This window comes from Pseudomonas sp. 2 (assembly GCF_056627435.1).
In genome coordinates this window covers 1-4225 of sequence record NZ_JBWXNG010000035.1, presented here as the reverse complement: position 1 = coordinate 4225, position 4225 = coordinate 1, and the positions used below count along the sequence as shown (strand labels likewise).

The window sequence follows — 4225 nt, the reverse complement described above, 5'->3', positions numbered from 1 at the left end:
TGCCGCTTGGCCCACTCCGCGAGACCTCCATTCAGCCTGCACCCAAGTCGCGTTTTGTGGTGTCTGAACTTTTTGCGCACAACGATCAAAAGCAACGGCATGGTGTCACGCGATCTGCTGCTGATTCTGCCCGGAGGGCGTGGGAGCCCGGCTTGCCGGCGATCTGCCGGGAACCGGCAGCAAATCCGGTGCATGCGGTGTGCCTGACACGGCCAGGGTGAATGGTTTTGCTGCCGCTGCGCGCCAGATCGCGAGCAAGCTTGCTCCCACGCCCTCCGGGCAGAATCAAGAGCAGATCGCACCACACCAAACCGTTGCCGTTGCCGTTGCCGTTGCCGTTGCCGTTGCCGTTGCTTTTGATCTTCGAGCGCAAATCTCCCAGACGCCACAAATCGCGACTTGGGTGCAGGCCGAACGGAGGGCTCGCGGAGTGGGTCGAGCCGCATGGAGGCGGCGAGAGGCGCGTGGGCCATGGATGGCCCTTTCGCGCCGGGCCCACGGAGCGGGACCGAAGTGAGGGAAGTCCGACGAAGTCGGACCCAAACCAGGAGCAAGACCCCTTGGTTACTTGGGGGTCTTTTCCAAGTAACTCGGCGGAGCCGAAACGCTTCTGCCGTTAGGCAGAACCCTGCGCCAGATCAATCACCTCAATCTCGAATGCCAGACCAACCGCTCTAGACCGCCCTATAAGACCCGCAACATTACTGTCACATTGCAGGATTAGGCTCCCTCGACATACTTGGTTACACATCTGCATCAGCCAGCAGGAGCCGTGATGAGCGAAAAACCAGAAGAGCCGTCCAAGCCGTCCGCCAGTGTCCACCCCACCGACTCCCCCACCGACAGCAGCCGTCGCCGATTCCTCGGCGGCGTGGCCGTGCTCGGCGCAGGCGCTGCAGTCAGCGGCGTAGTCAACGCCGCTGAAACGTCCGCCAAAGGCAAACCCAGCCACCTGGAAACCAGCCTCAACGGCCCGGCACTGGACAAGGCCCTGCACGACCACGTCAAGAACATCGTGGTGATCTACGCCGAAAACCGCAGCTTCAACAACCTCTTCGCCAACTTCCCCGGTGTGGAAAAACCGCTGTCGGCGGTCAAGCCCGAACACTATCAACAGCGCGACCGCGACGGCAAAGTCCTGGAAACCCTGCCCTCCTGCTGGGGCGGCGTGTGCCAGATCGGCCCGCAGAACATCGACGGCGTGACCTACGCCACCGGCGTGCAATACCAGGAAAACCTGCCCAACGCGCCCTACGCGCTGAAGGGCCCGAGCGGCGAAGACCTGCCCCTGAGCGTGGTCACACGCGATTTGTGGCACGTGTTCTACCAGAACCAGATGCAGATCAACGGCGGCAAGAACGACGGTTTCGTCGCCTGGGCCGACTCAGGCGCCCTGACCATGGGCCACTACAGCCAGAGCCAATATTCCCTGCGCCTGTGGGACGTCGCCCGCGAGTTCGTGCTCTGCGACAACTTCTTCCAGGGCGCTTTCGGTGGCTCGTTCCTCAACCACCAGTACCTGATTTCGGCCAGGGCGCCGTTCTACCCGGACGCGGCCAACTCCCCCGCCAAATCGCAGATCGCCACCCTGGAAAGCAGCGATCCGCTGGACTACCGCTTGAAACCTTTGGACAAGTCCCCGGCCAGCGCCATGACCGGCCCGCCCCAGTTCGGCCCCAGCCTGCTGACGCCCGACGGCTACGCGGTCAACACCATGGCCCCGCCCTACTGGCCGACCTGGCTGCGCGACAAGGACAAACCCGAGTACTCGCAGCCTAACCTGGCCAACGTGCTGGTGCCACAGAGCCACGACCACATCGGCGACAAGCTGTCGAAGAAGAACATCGACTGGGCCTGGTACGCCGGCGCCTGGCAGGTCACGCTGGACGAGTACAAGGACTCGGCGGGCATCCCCAAGATCCCTAACTTCCAGTACCACCACCAGCCGTTCAACTACTTCAAGAATCAGGGGCCGGAGCATCCGGAGGAGCGCAGCAAGCGCCTGCGCGATGGCGGCCTGGGCGATGAATCGAGCACCAACAAGTTCCTCGCCGACGCCGAAGCGGGCAAGCTGCCAGCAGTGACCTTCTATAAACCCCAGGGCAACCTCAACCTGCACGCCGGCTACGCCGATGTCGCCTCGGGCGACCGCCACATCGACCGGGCCATCAAGGTGCTGCGTAACAGCCCGCAATGGAAAAACATGGTAGTGGTCGTCACCTTCGACGAAAACGGTGGTTGGTGGGACCACGTGGCGCCGCCCAAGGGTGACCGCTGGGGCCCGGGCACGCGGATTCCGGCCATCGTCATTTCGCCCTTCGCACGCAAGGGCACGGTCGACCACACGGTCTACGACACGGCGTCGATCCTGCGCCTGATCACCCGCGTACACGGCCTTGAAAAGCTCGACGGCCTGGTCGAGCGCGACAATGCCATGACCGCACGTGGGCAGGCGCCGATGGGCGATCTGACCAACGCGCTGCACTTCCCGGTCTGACAGACGCGCACGTTGCAGAACGTTACCGAGACGTTCTGCAACGCTTGGCCCGTTGACCCGAACAGTCGCCGGGTATTCCTTGCAAGGCTCCATCAACAAGCAAGGAAGCGACACCATGAAAACACTCACGCCCAACTACACACCGCAATGGCGCACCGTCACCGAACTGCTGGTGGTGCACTGCTCCGCCACGCGCCCCACGCAAGACATCGGGGTGCGGGAAATCACCCAATGGCACCTGCAGCGCGGCTTCGACACCGTGGGCTACCACTACGTCATCCGCCGCGATGGCACGCTGGAAACCGGCCGTCCTGAAAACGCCATCGGCGCGCACGTTCGAGGGCATAACGCTAACTCGATTGGTGTGTGCCTGATCGGGGGCGTGGACACTGCCGGCAAACCGGCCAACAACTTCACCGCGGCACAATTTTCGGCCTTGCACCGGCTGTTGGGTCAGCTCAAATCCCGACATCCGGACGCGCGCGTCTTGGGCCATCGTGACTTGTCACCGGACTTGAACGGTGACGGCAAGATCACCCCCAACGAATACATCAAGGCCTGCCCGTCATTCGACGCGGCCCAGTGGCTGGCCACCTACTGAAACCTTGTGCTGCACACGCTGCCTGAACAGGCTTCAGGCAGCGTCCGACCACACACATCCGCCGAAAATGAGCGCCGATCTGTGCATATACAGCCCTGTTTCGCCTGCTTAGAGTGACCACGTCCTACAGCACAAACAGGAGAGTGCCATGCCCACGACGCTGCAATTTCAACAGGTCGACGTCTTTTCCAGCGCCCCGACCCAAGGCAACCCGCTGGCGGTGGTAATTGGCGCCGAAGAATTGAGCGACGCGCAAATGGCCGCGTTCGCCCGCTGGACCAACCTCAGTGAAACCACCTTCCTGCTGCGCCCGACCCACCCTGAAGCGGACTACCGCGTGCGCATCTTCACCACCGCCCGCGAGCTGCCGTTTGCCGGGCATCCGACGCTGGGCACCTGCTCGGTGTGGCTGGACAGTGGCGGCCAGCCCAAGGGCGAAGAAGTGGTCCAGGAATGTGGCGTGGGATTGGTGCGCATCCGCCGCGACGGCGCCCGCCTGGCCTTCGCCGCCCCGCCATTGGTACGCAGTGGCGCCGTGGAAGCCGAACTGCTGCAGACACTCGTCAGCGGGCTGGGGCTCAAGCACGAGCAAGTCATCGCCAGCCAGTGGGTCGACAACGGACCCGGCTGGGTGGCGGTCATGGTGTCGAGCCGCGAAGAAGCGCTGGCCGTACGCCCGGACTACTCGCAACTCAAGGGCCTCAACGTCGGCATCGTCGCCCCGTGGATCGGCCCTGACGCCGAAGCCGACTTCGAAGTCCGCGCCCTGACCGGCGACATCAACGCCGAAGACCCGGTCACCGGCAGCCTCAACGCCAGCCTCGCACAATGGCTGATCCCCGCAGGCCTGGCCCCGAGCCGCTACACCACACGCCAAGGCACCGTCATCGGCCACCGCGGCCAAGTCAGCATCGAACAGATCGGCGAACGGATCTGGGTCAGCGGCCAAGTGCAGAAATGCATTGGCGGAACCGTCACGTTGTAACCGACGACACCACTATCCCGTAGCAGTCCGGCTTGTCGGCGGGGGCGCCCTCAAGATCGCTCCCGCCGGCAAGCCGTGCTGCTACGGAGGGCATCGCCCTCGCGCTCTTGATCTGGCGTTTGATCTTCGAGCGCAAAACTCT

Annotated in this window: 4 protein-coding genes; 3 read left to right on the top strand and 1 reads right to left on the bottom strand. The window is 63.5% G+C overall.

Translation table 11 applies throughout. The annotated features are described in order from the left end of the window. Positions 1–85 precede the first annotated feature (85 nt). A complete protein-coding gene (locus AC1MEK_RS29745) occupies positions 86–373 on the bottom strand; it encodes a hypothetical protein (RefSeq protein WP_480399832.1) in 288 nt (95 codons plus the stop codon). A gap of 402 nt (positions 374–775) precedes the next feature. On the opposite strand from AC1MEK_RS29745, the gene AC1MEK_RS29740 reads away from it, so the two are divergent. From AC1MEK_RS29740 to AC1MEK_RS29730, 3 genes are all read left to right on the top strand, one after another. Then, positions 776–2497 carry an acid phosphatase gene (locus AC1MEK_RS29740; RefSeq protein WP_480399831.1) on the top strand — a complete coding sequence of 574 codons (1722 nt, stop codon included), beginning with the start codon at positions 776–778 and terminating at the stop codon, positions 2495–2497. Between the two features lie 115 nt (positions 2498–2612). Then, entirely contained in the window at positions 2613–3098 is a 486-nt protein-coding gene (locus AC1MEK_RS29735) for an N-acetylmuramoyl-L-alanine amidase (RefSeq protein ID WP_480399830.1), read from the top strand. Positions 3099–3246: 148 nt separating this feature from the next. Then, positions 3247–4083, top strand: coding sequence for a PhzF family phenazine biosynthesis protein (locus tag AC1MEK_RS29730; RefSeq protein ID WP_480399829.1), 837 nt, complete (start codon positions 3247–3249; stop codon positions 4081–4083). The last annotated feature ends 142 nt before the right edge of the window (positions 4084–4225 follow it).